Raw genomic sequence first — 800 nt, forward strand, 5'->3', positions numbered from 1 at the left:
AGGGCGGAGATGATTTCTTCGACGACGGCGGGGTTTTCGTAGTTGAGGTCGGGTTGGTGGGAGAAGAAGCGGTGGAAGTAGTACTGCTTGCGGAGGGGGTCGAAGGTCCAGTTGGAGGCTTCGGTGTCGATGAAGATGATGCGGGCGTCGGGGTATTGCCGGTCGTTGTCGGCCCACATGTAGTAGTCGCCGTAGGGGCCGGTGGGGTCGGTGCGGGCGGCTTGGAACCAGGGGTGCTGGTCGCTGGTGTGGTTCATGACGAAGTCGATGATGACGCGCATGCCGCGGTGGTGGGCGGCGTCGACGAATTCGACGAAGTCGGCGAGGTCGCCGAATTCGGGGAGGACGGCGGTGTAGTCGGAGACGTCGTAGCCGCCGTCGCGGAGGGGGGACTGGAAGAAGGGGGGGAGCCAGAGGCAGTCGATGCCGAGCCATTGGAGGTAGTCGAGTTTGGCGGTGAGGCCTTTGAGGTCGCCGATGCCGTCGCCGTTGCTGTCCTGGAAGGAGCGGACGAGGACTTCGTAGAAGACGGCGCGTTTGAACCATTCGGGGTCGCGGTCTTTGGCGGGGGTGTCTTCGAAGGTGTCCGGGACGGGTTCGTTGACGATCATGTGGGGGACCCTCCGGTGGGTGGGGTGGTGGGTCGCAGGACGGTGAGTACGTGCGCGGGTTGTTGTCCGGGGGTGAGGCGTACGTAGTTGGTCCTGCCCCAGTGGTAGGTCTCGCCGGTGAGTTCGTCGTGTACCGGGACCGTCTCGTGCCAGTCGTAGCCGAGGCGGGGCATGTCCAGTGAGACCGTG

Annotated in this window: 2 protein-coding genes; both read right to left on the bottom strand. The window is 64.4% G+C overall.

Annotation, left to right across the window (positions count from 1 at the left end; translation table 11 throughout):
* Positions 1 to 611 (bottom strand): alpha-amylase family glycosyl hydrolase (locus ACLVWQ_RS40425; protein WP_414114330.1); only part of this gene is annotated, 611 nt, incomplete at its 3' end.
* Positions 608 to 800 (bottom strand): alpha-amylase (locus ACLVWQ_RS40430; protein ID WP_414114331.1); only part of this gene is annotated, 193 nt, incomplete at its 5' end. The genes ACLVWQ_RS40425 and ACLVWQ_RS40430, both read right to left, overlap by 4 nt.

The organism is Streptomyces sp. CWNU-52B (assembly GCF_047444975.1).
Lineage (GTDB): Bacteria > Actinomycetota > Actinomycetes > Streptomycetales > Streptomycetaceae > Streptomyces.